The sequence below is a fragment of the Xanthomonas sp. LF02-5 genome (assembly GCF_034105325.1).
GTDB classification, from domain to species: domain Bacteria; phylum Pseudomonadota; class Gammaproteobacteria; order Xanthomonadales; family Xanthomonadaceae; genus Xanthomonas_A; species Xanthomonas_A sontii.
The window spans coordinates 1,021,523-1,045,783 of record NZ_JAXGGF010000001.1 but is presented as its reverse complement, the minus strand read 5'-3'; the positions used below and the strand labels follow the sequence as shown (position 1 = coordinate 1,045,783).

Sequence of the window (24,261 nt, the reverse complement as noted above, 5' to 3'; positions counted from 1 at the left end):
GAAACTCCAAGGGACAAGGGACAAGGGATCACGGCAGGCCGCAGGCGCGGCACCCGCCACACCTCTGCCGCCGTTCGACCGGGCAGTGTAGCCAGCACGCACCCCTGCGCGCCGGCACGGGGTGCGCTTTGCGCAACCGACCACACTCCCTCGGTGCCGCCGTCCGCATCGCGCCGCCGCCCCAGCCAGCCTCCCGATTGCGTGCGCCGCAGCCGACCCGCACAATCGTCACACTTCGTAGACAGGGGGCGTCATGGAAGACCGTCGTCGCGCGGGCGCGAGCCGCGTACACCGCAGCACACCCGAACCGTTCTGGGCGCGCACCCGCGCCATCGCGCTGTATCCGCTGCGCGGCGGCGCGCTATACGCGCTGATCGCGCTGACCCTGTGCAGCCTGCTGGGCATGCTGCCCGGCATCGGCTGGATCCTGGGCATCGTCACCACCCTGGCCATCTACAAGTACGCCTTCGAGATCCTGCGGCACACCGCCGATGGCTACCTGGACGCGCCGGAACGTGGCTTCGACATCGGCGACGGCGTGGTGCTGCGACTGCTGGCGATGATGATCCTGCTCGGCGTGGCGGTGTTCGCCGCGCTGCTGCTGACCGGGCCGGTCGGCGGCCTGCTGATGCTGCTGGCGGTGGTGCTGCTGCAGCCGGGCATCCTGATTTCCCTGGCGATGGACGGCAGCCTGCGCCGCGCGCTGAACCCGGCGGTGTCGATCGGCCTGGCGCTGCGCATCGGCTGGCCGTACCTGGCCGCGTTCGGCCTGCTGTTCGTGATCCAGGCCAGCGCGCTGGGTGCCGCCGCCTGGCTGCAGCGCGTCCTGCCGCCACTGGTCGCCGACCTGGCGGTCACCGTGGTGACGATCTGGGGCCTGTTCGCCGCCTTCCACCTGATGGGCTATCTGGTCTACCAGTATCACGCCGTGCTGGGCTACGAACCTGCCGCCGACGCCGCGAGCGGCTTCACCCGCCACGACCCGGACCAGCGCGTACTCGACGAGGCCGAACAGCTGGTGCGCGACGGCCATACCGACGACGCGCTGCAGGTGCTGCGCAGCGAAGTGCGCACCCGCGCGGTGAGCCTGGGCGTGCACGAGCTGTACCAGCGTCTGCTGCGCGGCAGTGCGCGCCAGGACGAACGCCGCGAGCACACCCGCCAGTACATCCACCGGCTGCTGCAGGAGAAGCAGGAACGGCGGGCACTGGCCCTGCAGCGCGAGGCGCTGGATGCCGATCCCGACTTCGTGCCGCTGCTGCCGGAACAGGCCACGCTGCTGGCCGAACGCGCGCAGCTGGCCGGCCAGTTCCGGCTCGCCGCCGACGGCCTGCAGGCCGCGCTGCGTGCCTGGCCGAAGGCACCGGAACACAGCACCTGGTCGCTGCAGGCTGCCTTGCTGCTGGCCGAACGCTTCGGCGAGGACGCGCAGGCGCGCGGCCTGCTGGAACACGCGCTGAGCCGCTGCGACGACGAGGTGCAGCGCGGCAAGCTGCAGGCGGCGTTGCGCGCGGTGACGATCGCGCCGGTCTAGCGCGTCCTGCGCGGCGTGCCGAACGAGGGGTGGCACTGCGCACCCCACGCGTGCCGAGCAGCGCCCTCAGGCATTGGCGAGCAGGAACCGCGCCTTGTCCGCCTGCGGCAGGTCCGGGTAACGCGCGACCAGCGCCTCCAGCACGCGCCGCCACTCCGTTGTAGCCTGGCGTTCGCCGTGGCCCAGCGCCAGCCGGAACCAGGCCTGCGCCTGCTGCTCGCGTGGCGAGACCGCATCCTGCGCCAGCAATGCCTCGGCCTCGGCCAGCATCCCCAGCGTCATCCAGCGCGCGAACAACGCCGCGCGCGTCGACGCATCCAGATCGCCGGCCGCGGCAAGCACTGCCGCCTGCTGCTGCGCCTCCTGCACGGACGGCGCCGCCAGGCGCAGCACGTCCAACGCACGCAGCCGCGCCGTCGCGACCTGGCCGGCGTTCGCGGCCAGGCGGTAGCGTGCCAGCGCCACATCGAAGCGCCGCGGCGCTTCCGCCGCCAGCGCGTCCAGCAATGCGCCGGCCTGGACGTGCTCCATCCGCCCCAGATGCGCCTGCGCGCGGTCCCAGCGGTCGTCGGCCGGTGGCCCGTCCTCATCGCGCAGGAACGCCTCGCGCGTCTGCCCGGTCGCCACCAGCACCGCACCGAGCAGCGCGCCGACCACCAACCCACCGGCATGTGCGTCGAAGCCGATGCCGGCATCGCCGTTGAACAGCAGGTTGTACAGCTCCCAGCCCAGCCACAGCGGCAACAGCACGATGGCCGGCGCGCGCACGTAGTCGAACAGCACCGCCACCCAATAGAAGAAGCGCACCGGACGCCGTCCCCACACCACGCAGAACGCGCCCATCAGCGCGGCGATGGCACCGGACGCGCCAAGGCCCGCCCCTGCCTCGCCCCAGCGCCAGCACAGGCTGGCCGCGCTGGCGCCGAACGCACCGAGCAGGTACACCGCCAGGAACCGCCAGCCGCCGATCGCGCCTTCCAGCAGCGTGCCCAGCGCCAGCAGGAACAGCATGTTGCCGAGCAGGTGCATGGCGTCGGCGTGCAGGAACGCCGCGCTGAGCATGCGCGCCGGTGCCCATTCCGAGCTGCGCTGCACATGGCGCAGGGTGAACACGCGCTGCAGCAGCGCGTCGTAATGCGCGCGCAGCGGCGTCCACGCCTGCTGTGCATCGGCATCGGCGAAGGCGCTGCCGTCGCGCATGGCCTGCACGAAGCGCACGTCGTGCACGGTGGCGGCGCCGACGAAGGCCGGCCGCTCCGCCGCCGGCACCTGCTGCAGTTGCGCCAACGCATCGCGCTGACCGCTGCGTTCCAGATGGCGCGCGTAGGCCGGCGCTTCCAGCGCACCGAGACCGGAGTCCAGGTAGTAGCGCTGCGCCTGCCGCAGCGGCGCCGCGTCGTGGCGCTGCCAGCCCGCGTACACCGCGATGTTGAGCAGGATCAGCAGCAGCGTGACCAACGGAAAATTGTCCCGCGACAGCGGCTTGTGCAGCGGCAGGATCAACATCGAAGAACGTCCATGTGCGGGGCGGCGCCAGCTTCGGCCATCGTCCGCGGGTGCGCAAGCCGCAGGCACGCGCTAGCATCGCCACCCCGTTCCACCGCAGTCGCACCGATGAGCCGCTGGCGTCCCCCTGCCGAAAAAAGCACCGCCCTGATCACCCCGGAAGGCCATGCCCGGCTCAAGGCCGAGCTGGAGGAACTGTGGCGGGTGCGCCGGCCCGAGGTGGTCAAGGCGCTGGCCGCGGCCGCGGCCGAGGGCGATCGCTCGGAGAACGCCGAGTACACCTACCGCAAGAAGCAACTGGGCGAGATCGACCGCCGCGTGCGCTACCTGAGCAAGCGCCTGGAAGCGCTGCGCGTGGTCGCCGAGGCGCCGTCCGACCCGCAGGCGGTGTTCTTCGGCGCGCACATCGAACTGGAGGATGCCGACAGCGGCGAACTGCGCCGCTACCGCATCGTCGGCCCGGACGAGACCGACGCGGCGCGCGGCTGGATCAGCATCGATTCGCCGCTGGCGCGTGCGCTGCTGAAGAAGCGCGTCGACGACGAAGTGGAAGCACAGCTGCCCGGCGGCCGCCACAGCTTCGTGGTGGTGGCGGTGGACTACGCCGCGCCGTGAGCGCGCGGCGCCGTGGCGCCACGCATGCCGCCGCCTGCAGCGTCAGAGCACCCGCAGATCCAGCGGCGTTGCCGACGACGCCTGCGCCGGCAGGGCATCGCCGAACAAGTCGTGCTCGTCGCTGTCGGTGATCTCCACCTGCACCAGATCGCCCGGCTTCAGCCCAAGCTCGCCGCCGTTCTGGATATGCACCAGGCCATCGATCTCCGGCGCATCGGCCTTGGAGCGCGCCACCGCGATGCCGTCCTCCAGCAGGTCGACCAGGCACTCCTGCACCGTGCCGATCTTGGCTTCCAGGCGCGCGGCGGAAATCGCCGCCTGCCGCTCCATGAAGCGCGCCAGCCGCTCCTGCTTGAGTTCCTCCGGCACCGGATCCGGCAGCGCATTGGCGCTGGCGCCTTCCACCGGCGAATAGGCGAAGGCACCGACGCGGTCCAGCTGCGCTTCGTCCAGGAACTCCAGCAACTGCTCGAACTCGGCGTCGGTCTCGCCGGGGAAGCCGACGATGAAGGTCGAACGCAGGGTGATCTCCGGACACAGCGCACGCCAGCGCTGCACGCGCTCCAGGGTGCGCTCCACCGCGCCCGGCCGCTTCATCAACTTGAGGATGCGCGGGCTGGCGTGCTGGAACGGGATGTCCAGGTACGGCAGCAACTTGCCCTCAGCCATCAGCGGGATCACGTCGTCCACGTGCGGATACGGATATACGTAGTGCAGGCGCGCCCACGCGCCCAGTTCCGACAGACCCTCGCACAGCGCCTTCATCCGCGTCTGGTAGGCGCGGCCACGCCACTCGCGCTCGGCATACTTCAGGTCCACGCCATAGGCCGAGGTGTCCTGCGACACCACCAGCAACTCGCGCACCCCACCCTTGACCAGGCGTTCGGCCTCGCGCAGCACCTCGTCGACCGGGCGCGACACCAGGTCGCCGCGCATCGACGGAATGATGCAGAAGCTGCAGCGGTGATTGCAGCCTTCGGAGATCTTCAGATAGGCGTAGTGGCGCGGGGTCAGCTTGACGCCGATGTCGTCCTCGGCGCCCCGCGCGCGCGGCAGCAGGTCCACGAACGGATCGTGGCGCGGCGGCAGCGCCGCATGCACCGCTTCCATCACGCTCTGGTAGTCCTGCGGGCCGGACACCGCCAGGACGTCCGGATAGGCCGCGCGGATCTGCTCCGAGCGCTTGCCCAGGCAGCCGGTGACGATGACCTTGCCGTTCTCGGCCATGGCCTCGCCGATCGCCTCCATCGACTCGGCCACCGCCGAATCGATGAAACCGCAAGTGTTGACCACCACCACGTCGGCGGCGTCGTAGCTGGGCACGATCGCATAGCCCTCCACGCGCAGCTGGGTGAGGATGCGTTCGGAATCGACAAGGGCCTTCGGGCAGCCGAGGCTGACGAAGCCGACTTTGGGGGTCGCGAGAGACATTGGGGCCGGGGTCCGGGGGCCTGGGAGAAAAACGGCGCGCAAAGTATACCGGGCCGTGGCCGCCGACGCGGCCCGGCCGGTGTGCGCCCGCTCACCCCGGCTTAGCCTGGGCCATGGATAATCCGCCGCTTCCCCCACGCCACAGGAATGCCGCCATGGGCCACTGGACCACCCTCGACACCGCTCACGGCCAGGTCTCCGCCTGGCATGCCCTGCCCGAGGGCACGCCGCGCGGCGGCCTGGTCGTCATCCAGGAGATCTTCGGGGTGACCGACTACATCCGCGAGGTCGCCGACCGCTACGCGGCGCACGGCTACGAGGTGCTGGCGCCGGCACTGTTCGATCCGGTCGAGAAGGATGCGCAGCTGGCCTACGACCAGGACGGCGTGCGCAAGGGCTTGGAACTGGTCGGTGCGCTCGGCTTCGACCGCGCGCTGGACATCGTGCAGGCGGCCGCGCAGGCGCTGGCGCCGGCCGGCAAGGTCGGCACCCTGGGCTACTGCTGGGGCGGCAGCGTCGCGCTGCTGTCGGCGCTGCGCCTGGGCCTGCCCTCGGTGAGCTACTACGGCGGCCGCAACACCCAGTTCCTCGACGAAACGCCGAAGGCGCCGGTGCTGTTCCACTTCGGCGCGCAGGACGGCAGCATCCCGGCCGAGTCGATCCAGCAGCACCGCGAAAAGCTGCCGCAGATGCAGACCTTCGTGTACCCGGCCGGCCACGGCTTCGACCGCCACGTGGACCCGAACCACTACGACGCCGACAGCGCCGAGCTCGCCCGCGAACGCAGCCTGGCGTTCCTCGCCGAGCACCTGGGCTGAGCCGCGGCGTGGCCGACTTCGTCCTCGACTCGCGGCTGCAGGCCGACAGCGCGTTCGTCGCCGACGGGCCGCTGTCGCAGGTGCGGCTGATGGACGACGCGCGCTTCCCGTGGCTGCTGCTGGTGCCGCGGGTGGCCGAGGCCAGCGAATGGATCGACCTGGACGGTGGGCAGCAGCGTCTGCTGCTGGCCGAGATCAACCAGCTCTCGCAACTCCTGCGGCACGAACCGGGCGTGCACAAGCTCAACATCGGCGCGCTGGGCAACGTGGTGCGGCAACTGCACGTGCACGTGCTGGGGCGGCACCCGGACGATGCGGCGTGGCCCGGCCCGGTGTGGGGCAGCGGCGCGGCGCAGCGGCTGCCGCCCGAGGAACTGCAGGCGCGTGTTGCGGCGTGGCGCCAGCGGCTACGATAGGCGCCCTTTTTGCGGAAGCCGCGCCTCCATGAAATCCAATGTGATCGCCGCCATCGTGCTGATCGTGATCGGCCTGGTGTTCCTGGCCAACAACCTGGGCTGGACCAACCTGAGCCTGGGCCGGCTGATCGCCACCTGGTGGCCGGCGATCCTGGTCGCGGTCGGCGTCGGCATGCTGTTCGGCCGCGGCAAGTAGGTGCAGCCGGGATTGGGGATTTGGGAGTGGGGATTCGCCTGGGCGATCCCCACCCCGCTACTGCGTCGCGGCCGCTGACTCAGCGGCGGACGTTGACCACGCGGGTGCCGGCGATCAGGTCGTGCAGGCAGCGCTTGTCCTGGCGGAAGATGAACAGCGCGTCCACCAGGGCGTAGATGCCGCCCACGATCGGCAACAGCGAGATCGCCTGGGTCGGCAGATAGCGCAGCGCGATCAGGCGCCAGAACGGCGGCTGCCCGCCGTCCAGGTCGGCGATGCGGATCCACAGCAGCTTCTTGCCCCAGGTCTGGCCGCTCTTGGCCAGCGGGTAGCCCTGCACCAGCAGGAAGATCACCATGCCCAGCACGCCGTAGCCGAGCGTGGTCAGGAACGGCACCTGCACGCCGCTGCGCGCGGCCTCCATGACCTTGCCGAAATAGCCGGTCAGCGCCGCCACCGGCAGGAACGTCGCCAGCGAGATCACGCCGTCGATCAGCGCCGCGCCGAGGCGCTCGCCGCGTCCGGCCAGGGTCTCACCGTCGGCGATGCCCGGCAGCGCGGGCGGCAACGCCGCGTCGGGGGCCTGGTAGGGATTGGGGTCGTTCATTGCGCGCTCCTTGTGCTGTCGGAAAGAAGGGAGTGGGAGATCAGGTCTTGGGCAGGGTCACGCCGGTCTGGCCCTGGTACTTGCCGCCGCGGTCCTTGTAGCTGGTCTCGCAGACGTCGTCGGCATCGGACTGGAAGAACAACATCTGCGCCACGCCTTCGTTGGCGTAGATGCGCGCCGGCAACGGCGTGGTATTGCTGAACTCCAGGGTCACGTGGCCTTCCCACTCCGGCTCCAGCGGGGTCACGTTGACGATGATGCCGCAGCGCGCATAGGTGCTCTTGCCCAGGCATACCACCAGGGTGTCGCGCGGGATGCGGAAGAATTCCACCGTACGCGCCAGCGCGAAGCTGTTGGGCGGGATGATGCACTCGTCGGCCTCGATGTCGACGAAGCTCTTGGGGTCGAAGTGCTTGGGGTCGACGATGGTCGAGTTGATGTTGGTGAACACCTTGAACTCGCGCGAGCAGCGCACGTCGTAGCCGTAGCTAGAGGTGCCGTAGCTGACGATGCGCTGGCCGTCGACCTGCTTGACCTGGCCCGGCTCGTAGGGCGCGATCATGCCGTGCTGTTCGGACATGCGGCGGATCCAGCGGTCGCTCTTGATGCTCATGGGGGTTCCTGATGCCGGTGGCGGCGGCCGCAGCCTGCGCGCCGGGAGCGCGGCCGACCGATGGGGCCGGCCGCAATGACCGGCGATTCTAGCCGGTCGCGGGGCGTTCGCGGCAGGCGCCGCGCGCCGCTCAGCGCAAGGCCGCGGAGATCGGGATGGCCGCGCGCGGACGCTTGCGCAGCTCCTCGGTCAGCCGCTGCGCGGTGGCCAGGTAGGCCTGCGCCGCGGGCGAGTCCGGTGCCGCGGCCACCACCGGGGTGCCGGCGTCGCCCTGCTCGCGGATCGCGATCGCCAGCGGCAGCGATCCCAGCAGCGGCACACCGTACTGCTGCGCCATGCGCTGGCCGCCGCCCTCGCCGAACAGGTGCTCGACATGGCCGCACTGGCTGCAGGTGTGCACCGCCATGTTCTCGACGATGCCCAGCACCGGCACTTCGACCTTCTCGAACATCTTCAGCGCCTTCTTCGCGTCCAGCGTGGCGATGTCCTGCGGGGTGGTGACGATCACCGCGCCGGCCACCGGGATCTTCTGCGCCAGGGTCAGCTGGATGTCGCCGGTGCCGGGCGGCAGGTCGATCAGCAGGTAGTCCAGGTCGTCCCACAGGGTATCGGCGAACAGTTGTGTGAGCGCCGAGGTCGCCATCGGACCGCGCCAGATCATCGGCGTGTCCTGGTCCACCAGCAGCCCGATCGACATCGCCTCGATGCCGAAGGCGCGCATCGGCTCGATGCTCTTGTCGTCCGGGCTGTCCGGGCGCCCGCTCAGGCCGAGCATGGCCGGCACGCTGGGGCCGTAGACGTCGGCATCCAGCACGCCGACGCGCGCGCCCTGGCGCTGCAGGGCCAGGGCCAGGTTCACGGCAGTGGTGGACTTGCCCACCCCGCCCTTGCCGGAGCCGACGGCGACGACGTTGCGGATGCGCGGGTGCGGGGCGAGCTTGGGCTGGACGGCGTGGGCGGGGAGACGCGGGCGATCGGTCATCGGAAAACTCAACAAGAAAGCGTCGGCGACGCAGGCCAGGCATGCGCGCGACGGAAAGGAAACCATGGACCGCACACGGCGCCGCGGGCAGCGGCAGCGGCGCGGGCCGCACAGACACATGACTATACAAGTGCACCGACGCACGGTCCCGCGCCGCGGGCGGCGCGAGCGCTGGCGGATTTTGCGCAAATGCCGCGTGGCACGGCCTGCGACCGACCTTTCAGCTCCGCCATCGCGCGCCTCGGCACCGGCCCGCGCAGACGCCGGGATCGCGGCGCGCCATGCCGATGCGGCGATCACCCGCACTTGCACGCCCCACGATGGCGAGTCGCGCTCACCGAAATGGTGCGTCGGCAGCCGGGCCGCGCTGCTGGCGGTATCGGGATCGCCCAGTCGTCACAGGCCTTCAGGGGCACGGCCCGCCACGCCCCACATCCGTTCAGCAACCTATACAACGAATGCCCCGCAATGGTGCAAAGCAACGCGAAATTTGTCTACGCCGGTGCCGCGGCCCGACGTTCGCCGACATTTCCCGCCTGATCACCGCAGTTTTTGTTGGTAGACGAAAAAAGTGACACCCATGTACAAACCGCGTTAAGTCCGTGTTACGTTTGGGTTGATTGCAGGATGCAATCCCACTTTCAAGGCACACGTCGCGGCACGAGGCCCCTCGCCTTATCGATTGATTTTCGGGGAAGAGAAAGATGACTGTCCGTCATACTCGTAGTTTCAAGCACAGCCACCTGAGTGCCGCGCTGGCCTCCGCCATGCTTGTCCCGGCCGCGTTCGCCGCCTTCGCGCAGGACGCCACGACCGACGACAAGACCGATAAAGCGACGAATCTCGACAAGATCACCGTCACCGGCTCGCTGATCCCGCAGACCGAGATCGAGACCGCCACCCCGGTCACCACGATCAACGCCGAAGAAATCAAGGCGCGCGGCTTCAGCACCGTCGCCGACGTGCTGCAGAAGAGCTCGTTCGCCACCGGCGGCGTGCAGGGCGGGCAGAGCTCGGGCACCTTCACCCAGGGCGCGAAGACGGTGAGCCTGTTCGGCCTGCCGCCGGGCTACGTGAAGTACCTGATCGACGGCCGTCCGATGTCGAACTACCCGGCGCTGTACAACGGCAGCGACACGTTCAACAACATCAGCGGCATTCCGATCGACCTGGTCGACCGCATCGAAATCCTGCCGGGCGGCCAGTCGTCGCTGTACGGCTCCGATGCGATCGCCGGCGTGATCAACGTCATCCTGAAGAAGAAGATGGACGGCGCGGTGTTCAGCATCCGCGGCGGCGGCTTCTCCGAGGGCGGCGGCAGCAACTTCCGCACCACCTTCGCCGACGGCTGGACCTCGGCCGACGGCCGCACCAGCGTGCTGGGCGGCGTGCAGTACGAAGAGAAGGATCCGATCTGGGCCTATCAGCGCAGCCAGACCAAGCAGTTCAATACCCACGGTACCACTCCACAGTTGGCGAGCCGAGATTTCCTGGTCTACAGCCCATTCACCAGCTACAAGTTCCTCGATCCGAACAACTGCAACAACGTCTCCGGCCTGTTCGGCGGCACCATCGCCAAGCAGCAGCGCCGCGGTTTCGGCGACGAGTACTACTGCGGCTCCAAGTACACCCCGGGCTACCGCACCCTGGACAGCGGCACCAAGTCGCTGCAGGCCTACATCCACGGCACCCATGACCTGAACGATAACGTGCAGCTGTACGGCGACGTGCTCTACAGCCACGAGGAGGTCAAGTACAACGCCGGCTCCAACTACATCTGGTGGGGCACCTCTGCCGACTTCGGTTACTACTACGATCCCAAGGTGGGCGACCTGCTGAACCTGCAACGCTCGTTCGCGCCGGAAGAAATGGGCATCAACGGCATCAAGGACACGATGAGCCGCGACAAGAGCGAATCGGTACGTGTGACCTTCGGCGCCCAGGGCACGCTCGGTCAATCGAACTGGGACTACGATGCCGGCGTCACCTACACCCAGTACAAGCTGGAGGAGCGCCAGCTGGTCCGCTACAAGAACGCGATCGACCAGTTCTTCGTGAACCGCGTGCTGGGCCCGCAGCTCGGCCTGGATCCGCTGTACGGCGCCTACCCTGTGTATTCGCCGAACTACGCGGCGTTCTACTCGCCGATCAGCCAGGCGGACTTCGCCAGCTTCACCGGCCAGGCCACCAACAAGAGCAAGACTTCCGACGGCATGTTCCGCGTGCAGGCCACCAACGCCAAGCTGTTCAGCCTGCCCGGCGGCGACGCGGGCCTGGCCGTGGTCGGCGAATACGGCAAGCAGAAGTGGGATTACGCGCCGGATCCGGTGATCCTCAACGGCGAAGTCTGGGGCCTGACCTCGGTGGCCGGCGGCGGCCAACGCGACCGCTACGCGCTGACCTCGGAACTGCGCATGCCGGTGTTCGACCCGCTGACCATCACCCTGTCCGGTCGCTACGACGCATACAAGGCCAGCGGCCGCACCATCGACAAGCCGACCTACAGCATCTCGCTGGAGTACCGCCCCTTCGAAACCCTGCTGCTGCGCGGCAAGTACGGCACCGCGTTCCGTGCGCCGACCCTGTCCGACCTGTACCAGGGCCAGAGCGGCTACTACAACAGCGTCGTCGACTACTACCAGTGCGCGCAGCGCGGTTATCTGCCGGGCAACACCGACAACTGCCCGCAGGCTTACTCCAGCCGTCAGTTCCGCGGCACCCAGTCCGGCAGCCTGGACCTGAAGCCGATCAACGCCGACGTGTGGAGCGCAGGCTTCGTGTGGTCGCCGGTGGATCGCATGGCGCTGACCGTCGACTACCTCAACTGGGACATCAGCGATGAGGTCACCCAGCAGAGCGCCGATGGCCTGAGCCTGCAGGATTACCGTTGCCGCGCCGGCATCGACGACGCCAACTCTGCACTGTGCAAGCAGACAGCGTCGCAGGTGACACGCAATGCGGCCGGCCAGATCACCAACATCTACACGCCGAAAATCAACGTCTCCAACCAGAAGCTGGAAGCGGTCACCGCCTCGTTCCGCTATGGCTACGACTTCGGCCGCTGGGGCGACCTGAGCACCATCGCCAGCTACAGCGAGAACCTGCGCCACAAGTACGTGCGCTACGCGGGCGATACGCCGGTGGACCTGCTGAACGATCCGTACTGGAGCACCGATCCGAAGCGCAAGGCCGATGCGTCGCTGACCTGGGACATCGGCAAGTTCTCGACCACCTGGTATGCGAACTGGTTCGACAAGACTCCAAACTATGCCCCGACGGTCAGCATCAAGGGGTATGGTGCTGATGGCGCAGGCAAGCTGCCTTCGCACATTACCCACAACGCCAGCGTCACCTACAAGGCGTTCGATGGCATGGAGCTATCGCTGATGGTAACCAACGTATTCAACAAGATGCCGCCGCTCGATCCGACTTACCTGGGCAGTGCGCAGGCGGCGTACAACGTTTACAACTTCGATGTGTACGGCCGTGCGTACTACCTGGAAATGCGTTACTCGTTCGGCAAGTAAGCCGACACGCAGGTCCTCACAGAGCCCACCCGCAAGGGTGGGCTTTTTTTTTGGCCTCGCATTCGCGGCCTGCCCGGTCATTCCATCCATTGCAGGCGTCTGCCCGCGCTGCGCGTCGGCGAGATTGGTCAAGCACACATGATTTGCGCACGACAGCGTTCCGCCGCCGTGGCCGTTGGCGCCGTCAGCCCATGCTGTAATCGCGCCCAACGCATCCGTCGCCGCCGAGACGCCCCCTCCTCGTCGTCGTATCCGATGCCGCAATGCATCCAGTGGAGATACCCGACATGGCGCGTCGCGACTTCGATCCCGCCACCTTCGCCGCGGACGGGCGGCCGGCAACCCAGGCACGGCTGTTCGATGCGGACACGCCGCCGCCGTGGCACGGCGGCGTCGCCGGCGCAGCCCTGGGTGGTGCGGTCACCGTCCTGACCTACGGCACCGATGCGATCGGCGACGGCCCGCCGCGCCACGTCCATCCGTACGACGAAACCTTCGTGGTCCTGGTCGGACGCGCGCGGTTCTTCGTCGGCGACAGCACGCTCGAGGCGGCGGCCGGAGACGTGGTCTTCGGTCCCGCCGGCGTGCCGCACCGGTTCGAGAACCTGGGCCCTGGCCGTCTGCAGACGCTGGACATCCATCATTCGCCGACCTGGATCCAGACCGATCTGGACTAGGCGAGGCCAGCCACGCGCAGTGCGGCAATGCCGCGGCACACAGGAGCGCCACGGAAGAAGTGCGCAGCGCTCACCGCTCCGCACCACGCCCGCGCCACGCGCCAGCGTGCGCGCCGGATACCACAGCGACCGATCACGGAGCGGTAGAGACCGGCCGCGTGGCCGGCCCAGTGGTTACGGATAGAACGCCGACAACAGCGCCTTCAGTTCCTGCAGATCCTCGCCGTAGCGCTGCCAGCGTCCCATGTAGGAACGCGTCATCGACGTGCGTACCTGCACCACGCTGGCGGTCGCCACCGGCGCCTGGTTCTGCTCGAAATGCAGGCAGGCGTCGTCCCACGGCAGGCCGCAGAACTCCAGCAGGCGGCGCGTGGTCGGCTCCTGCGCAGTCACCAGGTCCTCGTAATCGACCTGCAGGATGCGCTGCGGCAGCACCGCGTTCCAGTGCGCCATCAGCCGGTCGAACATCAGGAAGTAGCGGCCGACGTCCATCAGGTCGAAGGAATAGTCGTAGTACGGCGAGGACAGCGCGAACAACTGGCGGAAGTTGCTCAGGCAGGTATCCATCGGGTCGCGCCGCAGGCACACGATCTTCGCCTTCGGCAAGGCGCGCGCGATGTGGCCGGCGTAGAGGAAGTTGTGCGGCAGCTTGTCCACGAAGCGCGGCTTCAGCGCGGTGCCGGGGCGCGTGGACTCGACATAGCCGCGGCCGAGCGCGCGCCAGTCCAGCCCCTGCACCTGGCTCAGCGTGGTTTCGTCGAGGATCTCCGGCGACGGCGTGCCGGTCAGGCGCTTGAGCACCACCGAGAAGTTCTGCAGTTCGCCCGCCGAGTGCACCTGCGGATGGCTGGACAGGATCCGGTCCACCAGGGTGGTGCCGCTGCGCGGCATGCCGATCACGAAGATCGGCTCCTCGCTCTCGAAGCCCGCCACCGGCGCATCATCGGCGCGGAAGCTCCGATGCAGGGCCTCGAACAGGCGCGCATCGCGCTCGGAGGTGTAGCCGCGCGCACGCTTGTGCACCGACTTGCCCTGCACATAACCGCGGAACGCCGCGCGGTAGTCGCCCAGATCCTCGTGCTCCTTGGCCAGCGCCAGGTTCAGGTGCAGCACCGCGTCCGGGTCGTCGCCGGCCGACGCCAGCGCGGCCTCGAGCAACGCCAGGTTGTTCTCCTCCGGCGTCCACTTGCGCAGTTGCGACAGCGACAGATACACCTTCCAGTAGCGCGGCTCCAGCGCCAGGCAGGCGCGGTATTCGGCCTCGGCCTCCTGCAGCCGTCCGGAGAACAGCAGCGAGGTGCCCAGGTTGTAGCGGAAGCTGGCCTGCTGCGGCGCCGCCTGCACCGCACGCGTGAACGCCTGCAGCGAGGCAGCATGTTCGTTGACCTGGCTGTAGACCACGCCCAGCGTGTCCAGGGTATGCGCATCGGTGGGCTGCAGCGCCATCGCCTGATCGGCGAAACGGTGCGCATCCTGCAGGAACCGCCCCATCGCCAGCACCCGCGCCAGTTGCGCCGCGTAGTCGGCGCGCTCGGGATTGAGGGTCGCGGCCTGATGCAGATGCACCGCAGCGACCTGCATCTGCTGCAACTCCAGCGCCGCCACACCGGCGACGAAATGCACGCCCGGATGCTGCGGCAATGCCTTCAGCAGATGCTGTGCGATCCGCAGCGCGTGCGGCCAGTCGCTGCGGTTGAGCGCGGCGATGGCCTGGTTGTAGAGCTGAACCTGTTCGCTCATGGATGCGCCCGATCTCCCCTGGAAGGCTGGCCGCGGCGGCACGCAGGCGGGCGCGGCGGTCTCCGATTATGACCGCAGCGCAGCATTCGCGCGCATGCGCGGTGTCTGCCGCCAGCCGCCGCCGCACACCCCGGCCGCAGGGCGAGCGCGGAGCGAAACGGGCTCGCCCTGGCGCAAACGCCGCGGCGACAAGGGCTTGCATCACGTGGCGTCCAGGTGCGCCTGCCGCGGCGACCGCCTTTACAGCAAGCCCACTTCAAAAACATGTCATGTAACGCAAATTTTTCGTTACTTTTCCGATTTGTTCATGCTACGGTCAAGAAACGTGAAACGGACCTCACACTCTCTACACGTACCTGTCCAGGAAGGGACCCGGGTACTGCACAAGCATCTAGGGGAAATTTGTCAATGTCAGTCAAAGCACCGACTCCCAAGCGGAGTCTTCTAGTCGTTGCTGTGTCCGCCATTCTGGCCCTGCCCGCCGCATCGGCGCTGGCGCAAAGCCAGCCCGCGAGCGAGGAATCGGAGACGGAACAACTGACCGAGGCCACCGGCGCCAAGGCGCGCACCCTCGAGAAGGTGACGGTGACCGGTTCGCGCATCCAGCGCACCGAGGTCGAGGGCCCCTCGCCCGTCACCATCATCTCCGCCACGCAGATCGAGCGCGAAGGCTTCAACACCGTCTTCGACGCGCTGAGCACGCTCACCCAGGCCTCCGGCTCCACCCAGAACGAGCTGTTCCAGGGCGGCTTCACCCCCAACGCCAGCGTGATCAACCTGCGCGGTCTCGGCCCCGGCCGTACCCTGCTGCTGATCAACGGCCGCCGCGCCGCGGACTATCCGCTGCCGTACAACGGCCAGAGCAACTTCGCCAACTTCGGCAACATCCCGGCCGCGGCGGTCGACCGCATCGAGATCCTCGCCGGCGGCGCCTCGGCCATCTACGGCTCCGACGCGGTCGCCGGCGTGGTCAACGTCATTCTCAAGACCAACTACGAGGGCGACCTGGTCAAGCTGCGCGGCAGCACCCTGACCCGCGGCGGCGGCGACACCGGCGACTTCCAGTGGATCGGCGGCAAGACCGGCGACCGCTGGAGCCTGACCTACGCCTTCGAGTACACCGCCGGCGAGCCGCTGTACGGCTACCAGCGCGACTTCATGGATTCGTCGCTGGACAACCCGTTCCCGCCGGCCTTCGTCGGCATCCAGCCGACCGGCACCATGCGCGTGCGCCGCCGCACCGGCTCGACCACCAACTCGTACTTCGCGCCGCCGGCCGGCGCCTGCGAACAGTTGGGCGACGAGTGGGTGCGCTGGAACTACCGCAGCGCCAGCGCCGCCGGCGCCATCACCAACCTCGGCCAGGCCTGCGGCACCTTCAAGGATCCGGCCTACCAGACCATCCGCAACGAGAACAACGACCTGTCCGGCTACGCCTACGGCACCTTCGATTTCGAAGGCGGCATGCAGGGCTGGGCCAGCCTGCAGGCCTGGTCGTCCGAGTCCAAGTACACCTCGGGCACCCAGTTCTGGTCCGGCCGCACCAATGGCGCGCTGTGGTTCGATCCCGGCTTCAACGCGCTGGTCGACGCGCAGCGCGTGTTCGCCCCGCAGGAAGCCGGCGGCGTCGAGCACCTGATGGCGCGCAACAAGGAGAAGTCCTACGACTTCGCCGCCGGCCTGCGCGGCAAGCTGGGCGACCGCTTCGACTGGGACCTGACCCTGTCGCGCGCCGAGTACAAGGTGAAGGTCGATCGTCCGCGCCTGATGGCCTCGGCGGTCAACGACTACTTCCTCGGCCAGCAACTGGGCACCCGCGTGGTCGGCGGCGTCACCTATCCGGTGTATCGCCTGAACCAGCAGCGCTACTACAGCGCACTGACCCCGGACCAGTTCGCGGCGTTGAGCACCACGGTCAAGACCGACGCCAACTCGCATGTCAACCAGGGCAGCTTCGTGCTCTCCGGCGACCTGTTCGAGCTGCCGGCCGGCGCGCTGGGCTTTGCCGGCGTGGTCGAAGCCTCGCAGCAGGAATACAAGCTCAATGCCGACCCGCGCATCCTGCCCGACTACACCGGCACCGACCGTCCGTACAATCTCACCGGCACCGGCGGCGGCGGCAAGCGCGACCGCTACGCGCTGGGCGTGGAGCTGTCGATTCCGATCCTCAGCTCGCTGAAGGCGCACCTGGCCGGACGCCTGGACAAGTACGACGACGTCACCGCGGTGGACGACGCCAAGACCTGGAACGCCGGCCTGGAATGGCGTCCGCTGGACAATCTGCTGTTCCGCGGCTCCTACTCCACCAGCTTCCGCGCGCCGGACCTGCACTACGTGTTCGCCGATCGCAGCGGTTCGTTCTCCAGCATCTTCGACACCCGTCGTTGCCTGGAAAGCGGCCGCGCCGCGGCGCAGTGCCCGACCTCGGACACCACGGTGAACTACACCGCGTACGGCGTGCGCCAGGGCACCACCAACCTCTCCGAGGAAACCGGCACGTCGTGGACCGCCGGCTTCGTGTGGGACGTGCTCGACGGCCTGTCGGTCACCGCCGACTACTACGACATCCGCCTGAAGAACGTGGTGGCCGACATCACCTCCACCTACATCCTCGACGGCGAAGCCGGCTGCGTGACCGGGCTGACCCGCAACCGCAACCCGTTCACCCTGGGTGCGCCGGGCTCGGCGTTCTGCAACGACATGCTGTCGCGGGTCACCCGCCTCAACGCGCCGGGCACGCCGAACGACGGCCAGATCACCGAGATTCGCCGCGGTCCGATCAACCGCGCCTTCCTCGGCACCAAGGGCATCGATGCTTCGCTGGACTACCGCCTGGACACCGACCGGCTTGGCGACTTCCGCTTCCAGGTGGGCTACTCGCACACCCTCGAGCAGAAGTCGGCCGAGTTCAAGGGCGATCCGATCCTCGATTACCGCGACGACCTGGGCAACTTCGACTTCCGCAGCCGCATCCGCACCACCGCGACCTGGCAGAAGAACGACTGGCAGGCGGCGGTGTTCATGATCCGCTACGGCAGCCTGCCGAACTGGCAGGAGACCGGCCGCATCGCGCCGTACTTCATCTGGAACGCCAACGTGGGCAAGAAGCTGACCGACAAGCTGACGGTCAACTTCTACGTCAACAACGTGTTCGACAAGACCCACCCGAAGGACAGCGGCTACAACACGTATCCGTACTTCTGGCGCGCCTACAGCCCGTACGGCCGCGAGGTGGCGGCGGAGTTCCAGTACCGCTTCCGCTGAGCCGCACCACGCGCACTGGAGGTCAGCGAGAGCCCGGCATCGGGCTCTCGCTGTGTTCAATCACGCAAAAAGGATTCTCGTGAAACGACTCGTTGGTTTCTGCGCGCTGGGGCTGTGCCTGCACGTCGGCATCGCCGCGGCCGCTCCCCCGCCCATTGCGGATTTCGTCAAACGCCCCACCTACAGTGCGGTGAAGATTTCGCCGGACGGCGAATACCTGGCGCTGACCGTGGACCGCGGCGAGCAGGACGTGCTGACCGTGCTCGGCACGCGCGACCTCAAGCCGATCAAGGTCAACGTGCTGCCGGACGGCAAGAGCGTCGGCGCGTTCTACTGGACCGGCCGCAAGCGGCTGCTGTTCACCGCGGTCAAGAAGGTCGGTTCGTTCGAGCGGCCGATGGGCACCGGCGAGTGGTTCGCGGTCGACGCCGACGGCGGCCAGCCGCGCACGCTGATCGAATACGGCACCCAGGGCGTCACCCAGCGCGGCAAGAGCGTCGGCCGCGAATCGTTCTCCCTGCTCGACACGCTGCGCGACGACGAGCAGAACGTGGTCATGCAGGTGCGCTACCCGCGCTCCTCGGAAGGTGCCGGCACCGAAGTGGTGATGATCGACACCCTCAGCGGGCGGCGCAAATCGCTGGGCCGCGCGCCGAAGGCGAACTGCTCCATCGCCCTGGACGCGACCAAGCAGCCCGCCTTCGCCACCTGCCAGAGCGACAAGGACGAGGACACCGGCTACGACAGCCACAGCGAGGTGTACGCGCTGAAGGACGGCAAGTGGGAGCTCATCAACGCCAGCAAGGCCGATGGCGCGCGCCTGGACATCGCCTGGTCCACCGCCAACGGCCGCGTCTATGCCACCCGCGACGACGGCAAGGCGCCCGGCGCGTTCGGGTATCTGGATCCGCGCAGCGGCGGCTTCGTCGCCCTGTTCCAGGACCCCACCAGCGAGGTGGCGCGCACCATCACCGCCACCGACGGCTCGGACACCGCGCTGGCGGTGGTCACCGAGGCCGGCGCGCCGCAGGTCAAGCTGATCGACGAGGCGCATCCGGACGCAGCGTTGTACGCCAGCCTGGCCGCGGCCTTTCCCGGCCAGTACGTCGACTTCGCCAGCGCCACCCGCAATGGCGACACCATCGTGGTCAGCGTGCGCAGCGACCAGAATCCCGGCGAGCTGTACCTGTACGAGCGCGCCACCGGCAAGGCGCGCTTCCTGATGAAGAGCCGGCCCTGGATCGATGCGGCGAAGATGGCCACGATCACGCCGATCCAGTTCACCGCCCGCGACGGTCTGCGCATCCATGGCTACCTCACCGTGCCGGCCGGAGCGCAGGCGAAGAACCTGCCGCTGATCGTCAACGTGCACGGCGGACCGATGGGGCCACGCGACAACTGGGGCTTTCATTCGGAGGCGCAACTGTTCGCCAGCCGCGGCTACGCCACGCTGCAACTCAACTACCGCGGCTCCGGCGGCTTCGGCAAGGCGTTCATGGACCGCGCCTACGGGCAGTGGGACGGCGGCATCATCAACGACATCGTCGACGGCACCCAGTACGCCATCCAGCAGGGTCTGGCCGATCCGGCGCGGATCTGCATCTACGGCGGCAGCTTCGGCGGCTACGCCGCGATGATGGCGCCGGTGCGCGCGCCGGGGCTGTTCCGCTGCGCGTTCGGCTACGTCGGCATGTACGACGCCAAGATCCAGTTGCGGCTCAGCGACACCAGCAAGAGCGAGAGCGGCAGGCGCTATCTGCTGCGCGCCTTCGGCAGCACCAGTGCCGAGCAGGAGCGGATGTCGCCGATCAACCACGTGCAGGCGCTGACGCTGCCGATCTACCTCGCCGCCGGCGCCCGCGACGACCGCTGCCCGCCGGAGCACACCGAGGCGCTGGCCAAGGCGCTGCAGGCGGCCGGCAACCCACCCGAAGGCATGATCGTGCAGTCCGGCGAAGGCCACGGCTTCTACAAGGAAGAGAACAACCTCAACCTCTACACCCGGATGCTGGGGTTCTTCGACGCGCACCTGGGCGGTTCCGCGGCACGACCGAGCGCATCCGCGCAGGCCGGCGCGCCCTGACGCTGGCGCAGACAACGCCACGGCGCGCCGCCGTGGCACGCGCGGCGCGCTGCACGCGCCGCGCCTTTCCCTCGCCCTGGTCGCCATGCCAGGGTTCTTTTTTTCTTGCCGCTACCGTCCGCCGCCGCTCAAACGCGCAACAACGCCATCGCCGCATTGTGGCCGGGCGCGCCGGTCACGCCGCCACCGGGGTGGGTGCCGGAGCCGCACAGGAACAGGCCGGGAATCGCACCGCGGTACGCCGCCTGGCCGAGCATCGGCCGTGCGCTGAACAACTGGTTGAGGCTCAGCGCGCCATGGAAGATGTCGCCGCCGATCAGCCCGAAGGTGCGCTCCAGGTCCAGCGGGCTCAGCACCTGCCGGCCCAGCACCGAGGCGGCGAAGCCAGGCGCGTAGCGCTCGACGGTGGCGATCATCAGGTCGGCGACCTCGTCGCGGTGCGCGTCCCAGCTGCGCCCGTCCGGCAACTTCGGCGCGACGTGCTGGCAGAACAGGCTGGCCACGTGCTGGCCGGGCGGCGCCAGGCCATCGTCCAGGGTGCTGGGAATCAGCAGTTCGACGATCGGTTCGCGCGACCAGCCGTGCCGGCGCGCGTCGTGGTAGGCGCGGTCCATGTAGTCCAGGCTAGGCGCCAGTACGATGCCGGCGGTGAGATGGTCGCCCGGCCCCGGCAGCGCGCTGAAACTGGGCAGCCGCGACAGCGCCACGTTCATGCGGAACGTGCCCGAACCGCAGCGCCAGTGCGCCATGCGCTCGCGGGTGGCGGCCGGCACGTGCGCCGGATCGAGCAGGCGTTCGTACAGCAGCTTGGGATTGACGTTGGCGACCACGTGCCGCGCCCGCAGGCGCTCGCCCTGCTCGGTGACCACGCCGACCGCGCGTCCGCCCTCGACCAGGATCTCGCGCACGCCCGCATCGGTGCGGATGCGCGCGCCGGCCGCAGTGGCCGCGCGGGCCATGGCCTGGGTGATCGCGCCCATGCCGCCCAGCGCATGGCCCCAGGCGCCCTTCATCCCGTTGCTCTCGCCGAACACGTGGTGCAGCAGCACATAGGCCGATCCCGGCGTGTACGGGCTGGCGTAGTTGCCGACGATGCCGTCGAAACCGAACAGCGCCTGCGCCGCGTCGCTCTCGAACCAGCGCTGCAGATACTCGGCGGCGGAGATGGTGAACAGGTCCAGCAGGTCCTGGCGCAGTTCCGCATCCAGCGCATGCAGGCGGCGCCCGAGGCGGCCGGCGCGCAGCAGCTCGGGCAGTGCCTGCAGCCAGCCGCCATCGGTGACGTTGGGCGGCGGCTGCAACGCCAGCGCGCGCAGCACGTCGGCGATGCCCTCCAGCCGCGCCTCGTAGGCCGGCAGGCGCGCGGCGTCGCGTGCGGAGAACCTGGCCAGTTCGGCCTGGGTGTGGCCGGCGCCGGTCAGCAGATAACGTCCATCCGGCAACGGCAGGAAGTTGTTGCGCCGGCGCGGCACGATGCGCAGGCCGTGGCCGGCCAGATCCAGGTCGGCGATCACCTTGGGCTGCAGCAGCGACACCGTGTAGGACGCCACCGAGTTGCGGAACCCGGGGTGGAACTCCTCGGTCACCGCGGCGCCGCCGACCACGCCGCGCCGCTCCAGCACCGTCACCTTCCAGCCGGCCCGCGCCAGGTAGGCGGCGCAGACCAGGCCGTTGTGGCCGGCACCGACGATCAGGGCATCGCATGGCGGTTCGCGGGTCATGGCCGCATGGTAAACCAGCGCCGGCGGGCTTGCCGACGGCAGGCGGCGACGCCGTCCTGCGGCCCAATGGCCAGGGCCACCCATGACCTTCGACACCCCTGAAACCTGCAGTGGCGGCGTAGAGTCTCGCCACGGCCCGTGCGGGCCATTCCTTTATCCACGTCGGCCTGGAGCCTGCCTGTGACCCTTCGCAATCCCAAGATGCTGCTGTTGACCCTGGCCGTGAGCGCCGCGCTGACCGGCTGCAACAAGCCCGAGAGCGCCGCGCCCGCCGCCGACGCCGCCAAGCCCGCGCCGGCCGCCGCCCCGGCCGCGGCGTCGACCGACCTCAAGCTCGACACCAGCAAGCTGCCGGCCTACAACGCCTTCAACGTCGACGACCTGGACGCCAGCAAGAACGCCTGCGACGACTTCAACGGCTACGTCAACGGCAAGTGGCTGGCCGCCAACGAGATCCCCAAGGACCGCAGCAGCTGGGGCGCGTTCTCGATCCTGGACGAGCGCTCGGTCGCGGCGCAGCACCAGCTGGCCGAACAGGCCGCCGCCGCGGCCAACCCGCAGGGCGTGGAGAAGATCGTCGGCGACTTCTGGTCCTCGGGCATGGACGAAGCCAAGATCAACGCCCAGGGCATCGCGCCGCTGAAGGCCGACCTGGCCGCGATCGACGGCCTCAAGGACGGCCCGGCGGTGGCCGAGTACCTGCGCCAGAGCGCGGCCAAGGGCGAGAACGGCCTGTTCGGCTTCGGCGCCGAGGCGGACTTCAAGAATTCGGCGATGAACATGGCCTACGCCATGCAGGGCGGCCTCGGCCTGCCCGACCGCAGCTACTACTTCGACGCCGACAAGCAGGACAAGCTCAAGGCCTACCAGGCGCACGTGGCCAAGGTGCTGGAACTGGCCGGCGTACCGGCGGCCGACGCGGCCAAGCAGGCGCAGGACGTGGTGGCGCTGGAAACGCGCCTGGCCAAGGTGTCCAAGTCCAGCGAGCAGCTCTCGCGCGACGCCGAGCTGTCCTACAACCCGGTCACCCCGGCCGACGCCGACAAGCTGACCCCGAACTTCCCCTGGACCAAGTTCTTCGAGTCGCAGGGCGTGGCCGTGCCGGAGAAGTTCTCGCTGGCGATCCCTGCCTTCCATCAGGAAGTGAGCAAGGCGCTGGGCGACACCGACCCGTCGGTGTGGCGCGCCTACCTGCGCTTCCACACCGTGGACAGCGCCTCGCCGTACCTGAGCGACGCCTTCGCGCAGGAAAACTTCGCCTTCTACGGCAAGGAACTCAACGGCCAGGCCGAGATGAAGCCGCGCTGGAAGCGCGTGCTCGGCAGCATCAACGAAGGCGCCGGCGAGGCGATGGGCCAGATGTACGTCAAGGTCGCCTTCTCGGCCGACGACAAGGCCAAGATGCAGCAACTGGTCGAGAACCTGAGTCAGGCGCTGAAGGCGCGCCTGGAGAAGCTGACCTGGATGAGCGACGAGACCAAGGCCAAGGCCCTGGACAAGTGGAAGACCTTCACCCCGAAGATCGGCTACCCGGACAAGTGGCGCGACTACGCCAGCCTGAGCACCCAGCGCGACAGCTATCTGGACAACGTGCGCGCCGCCACCTCGTTCAACTACAAGTACAACCTCAGCAAGATCGGCAAGCCGGTGGACAAGACCGAGTGGGGCATGACCCCGCAGACGGTCAACGCCTACTACAACCCGCTGCAGAACGAGATCGTGTTCCCGGCGGCGATCCTGCAGCCGCCGTTCTTCGACCCCAAGGCCGACGACGCGTTCAACTACGGCGGCATCGGCGCGGTGATCGGCCACGAGATGACCCACGGTTACGACGACCAAGGCGCGCGCTTCGGGCCGACCGGCAACTTCGAGAATTGGTGGACCCCGGCCGACGCCAAGAAGTTCTCCGCGCTCACCGGCAAGCTGGTGCAGCAGTTCGACGGCTACGAGGTCGACGGCAAGCACGTCAACGGCAAGCTGACCCTGGGCGAGAACATCGCCGACCTGGGCGGCATCACCACCGCCTACGACGCCATGAAGAAGGCCACCGAGGGCAAGGACGACCCGAAGGTCGGCGGCATGAGCCGCGACCAGAACTTCTTCATCAACTGGGCCACCGTGTGGCGCACCAAGTACACCCCGCAGAACGCGATGGTGCGCCTGACCACCGACCCGCACGCCCCGGCGCAGTTCCGCGCGATCGGCGCGCCGTCGAACCTGGAGGCCTTCGCCACCGCGTTCCAGTGCAAGCCGGGCGCGCCGATGGTGCGCAGCGGCGACAAGCGCGTGGTGATCTGGTAAGCGACGGCGTCACTGCCGTCTCGCGAAAAGGCCCGGCTTGTCCGGGCCTTTTCTTTGCGTGGGCATCGGCCTGCGACGACGGCGGCGATGCCGACCGCCCTGACCGGCCACCGGCACCCCGTGCCTGCCGGCGTCGCTCGCTGAATCCGATGGGGACGTGGACGCGCATCATCGCCACAGTTGCACACCGCGGCTTGTTAAACTCCGCCGACTTTAATCCTGACCGGATG

Annotated in this window: 17 protein-coding genes; 10 read left to right on the top strand and 7 right to left on the bottom strand. The window is 68.5% G+C overall.

The window, feature by feature from the left end; translation table 11 throughout:
- The first annotated feature begins 253 nt into the window (after positions 1-253).
- On the top strand, positions 254-1,534 hold the full coding sequence (locus tag SLW52_RS04650; protein WP_295908711.1) for a hypothetical protein: 1,281 nt from the start codon (positions 254-256) through the stop codon (positions 1,532-1,534).
- Positions 1,535-1,600: 66 nt separating this feature from the next.
- Here SLW52_RS04650 and SLW52_RS04645 read toward each other — a convergent pair whose 3' ends face one another.
- Positions 1,601-3,040, bottom strand: coding sequence for a rhomboid family intramembrane serine protease (locus tag SLW52_RS04645; RefSeq protein ID WP_295965296.1), 1,440 nt, complete (start codon positions 3,038-3,040; stop codon positions 1,601-1,603).
- Between the two features lie 108 nt (positions 3,041-3,148).
- On the opposite strand from SLW52_RS04645, the gene greB reads away from it, so the two are divergent.
- The gene (gene greB / locus SLW52_RS04640; RefSeq protein WP_017911327.1) at positions 3,149-3,655 is read left to right on the top strand and encodes a transcription elongation factor GreB; all 507 of its coding nucleotides are present in this window, start codon (positions 3,149-3,151) and stop codon (positions 3,653-3,655) included.
- 42 nt (positions 3,656-3,697) lie between these two features.
- On the opposite strand, the gene rimO is transcribed toward greB, so the two are convergent.
- Positions 3,698-5,086 carry a 30S ribosomal protein S12 methylthiotransferase RimO gene (gene rimO / locus SLW52_RS04635; protein WP_152236092.1) on the bottom strand — a complete coding sequence of 463 codons (1,389 nt, stop codon included), beginning with the start codon at positions 5,084-5,086 and terminating at the stop codon, positions 3,698-3,700.
- A 155-nt stretch (positions 5,087-5,241) separates the two neighbouring features.
- Here rimO and SLW52_RS04630 point away from each other — a divergent pair, with 155 nt between their 5' ends.
- From SLW52_RS04630 to SLW52_RS04620, 3 genes are read left to right on the top strand one after another with little or no spacing between them, the layout of a single operon-like run.
- A complete protein-coding gene (locus SLW52_RS04630) occupies positions 5,242-5,904 on the top strand; it encodes a dienelactone hydrolase family protein (RefSeq protein ID WP_152236093.1) in 663 nt (220 codons plus the stop codon).
- 8 nt (positions 5,905-5,912) lie between these two features.
- Entirely contained in the window at positions 5,913-6,320 is a 408-nt protein-coding gene (locus tag SLW52_RS04625; RefSeq protein ID WP_320739298.1) for an HIT family protein, read from the top strand.
- Between the two features lie 28 nt (positions 6,321-6,348).
- Complete coding sequence (locus SLW52_RS04620; RefSeq protein ID WP_003467495.1) at positions 6,349-6,516, top strand: DUF5668 domain-containing protein; 168 nt, start codon at positions 6,349-6,351, stop codon at positions 6,514-6,516.
- Between the two features lie 79 nt (positions 6,517-6,595).
- Here SLW52_RS04620 and SLW52_RS04615 read toward each other — a convergent pair whose 3' ends face one another.
- From SLW52_RS04615 to apbC, 3 genes are all read right to left on the bottom strand, one after another.
- Complete coding sequence (locus SLW52_RS04615; RefSeq protein ID WP_152236095.1) at positions 6,596-7,123, bottom strand: RDD family protein; 528 nt, start codon at positions 7,121-7,123, stop codon at positions 6,596-6,598.
- A gap of 40 nt (positions 7,124-7,163) precedes the next feature.
- The gene (dcd, locus tag SLW52_RS04610) at positions 7,164-7,736 is read right to left on the bottom strand and encodes a dCTP deaminase (protein ID WP_010340509.1); all 573 of its coding nucleotides are present in this window, start codon (positions 7,734-7,736) and stop codon (positions 7,164-7,166) included.
- A gap of 130 nt (positions 7,737-7,866) precedes the next feature.
- The gene (apbC, locus tag SLW52_RS04605) at positions 7,867-8,718 is read right to left on the bottom strand and encodes an iron-sulfur cluster carrier protein ApbC (protein WP_320739299.1); all 852 of its coding nucleotides are present in this window, start codon (positions 8,716-8,718) and stop codon (positions 7,867-7,869) included.
- Between the two features lie 767 nt (positions 8,719-9,485).
- On the opposite strand from apbC, the gene SLW52_RS04600 reads away from it, so the two are divergent.
- Positions 9,486-12,245 (top strand): TonB-dependent receptor, encoded by a 2,760-nt coding sequence (locus tag SLW52_RS04600; protein ID WP_320739720.1) that lies wholly within the window; start codon positions 9,486-9,488, stop codon positions 12,243-12,245.
- Positions 12,246-12,532: 287 nt separating this feature from the next.
- Positions 12,533-12,922: a cupin domain-containing protein gene (locus SLW52_RS04595; protein ID WP_267102917.1), complete on the top strand. Its 390-nt coding sequence runs from the start codon at positions 12,533-12,535 to the stop codon at positions 12,920-12,922.
- Between the two features lie 174 nt (positions 12,923-13,096).
- Here SLW52_RS04595 and SLW52_RS04590 read toward each other — a convergent pair whose 3' ends face one another.
- Positions 13,097-14,662, bottom strand: coding sequence for a sulfotransferase (locus SLW52_RS04590; RefSeq protein WP_320739300.1), 1,566 nt, complete (start codon positions 14,660-14,662; stop codon positions 13,097-13,099).
- A 456-nt stretch (positions 14,663-15,118) separates the two neighbouring features.
- On the opposite strand from SLW52_RS04590, the gene SLW52_RS04585 reads away from it, so the two are divergent.
- A complete protein-coding gene (locus SLW52_RS04585; protein WP_320739301.1) occupies positions 15,119-17,926 on the top strand; it encodes a TonB-dependent receptor in 2,808 nt (935 codons plus the stop codon).
- 79 nt (positions 17,927-18,005) lie between these two features.
- The gene (locus SLW52_RS04580; RefSeq protein WP_320739302.1) at positions 18,006-20,009 is read left to right on the top strand and encodes a S9 family peptidase; all 2,004 of its coding nucleotides are present in this window, start codon (positions 18,006-18,008) and stop codon (positions 20,007-20,009) included.
- Positions 20,010-20,137: 128 nt separating this feature from the next.
- Here SLW52_RS04580 and SLW52_RS04575 read toward each other — a convergent pair whose 3' ends face one another.
- On the bottom strand, positions 20,138-21,730 hold the full coding sequence (locus SLW52_RS04575; protein ID WP_320739303.1) for an NAD(P)/FAD-dependent oxidoreductase: 1,593 nt from the start codon (positions 21,728-21,730) through the stop codon (positions 20,138-20,140).
- A 201-nt stretch (positions 21,731-21,931) separates the two neighbouring features.
- Between SLW52_RS04575 and SLW52_RS04570 the strand changes: the two genes are divergently transcribed.
- Complete coding sequence (locus tag SLW52_RS04570) at positions 21,932-24,031, top strand: M13-type metalloendopeptidase (protein WP_043095183.1); 2,100 nt, start codon at positions 21,932-21,934, stop codon at positions 24,029-24,031.
- Positions 24,032-24,261 lie beyond the last annotated feature (230 nt).